This window comes from Blautia glucerasea (assembly GCF_020537505.1).
Classification (GTDB): domain Bacteria; phylum Bacillota; class Clostridia; order Lachnospirales; family Lachnospiraceae; genus Blautia_A.
In genome coordinates this window covers 1-514 of record NZ_JAJBMO010000114.1, presented here as the reverse complement: position 1 = coordinate 514, position 514 = coordinate 1, and the positions used below count along the sequence as shown (strand labels likewise).

Annotated in this window: 1 protein-coding gene; it reads left to right on the top strand. The window is 48.4% G+C overall.

Features of this window, described 5'->3' with window-relative positions; translation table 11 throughout:
- Nucleotides 1–98: 98 nt before the first annotated feature.
- The coding region (locus LIQ05_RS19505; protein ID WP_226822945.1) for a ParM/StbA family protein at nucleotides 99–514 on the top strand (416 nt) is incomplete at its 3' end.

Genomic DNA, 514 nt, shown 5'->3' with positions numbered 1-514 from the left:
GGGCAGGGCTCTTCGGGGTTCTGCCCTTTTTCTTTTTCCAGACCAAAAGACCACCTGCTGGAAAAGAACAAGAAAAACCTGAAAGGATGTGGTGACTTATCATTATAGGAATCGATCATGGATATTATGCCATCAAAACTCCCCATGTGTGTTTCCCGACTGGACTGACCGGGTACGATTATGAGCCGTATACCATGCAAAATGTCCTGCAGTACAATGGGAAATTTTATGTGTGTGGAACTGGGCGGCAGACGCTGGTGAGAAGCAAGACTTCCAATGACAATTATTATCTTTTGACAATGGCAGCCATTGCACAGGAGATCCGCTACCGCCGGGGAGAGAGGAAAACAGATGTGGTTCTGGCAGCCGGCCTCCCACTGGCAAGTTTTGGCAGGGAGAAAAAAGGTTTCCGGGAATATCTGTTTCGGAAAGAGCAGCCTCTGCGTTTCCGGTACGAGGATGAGAGCTATGAGATCCGGATTCAGGATGTAAAACTGTTCCCACAGGGATACTC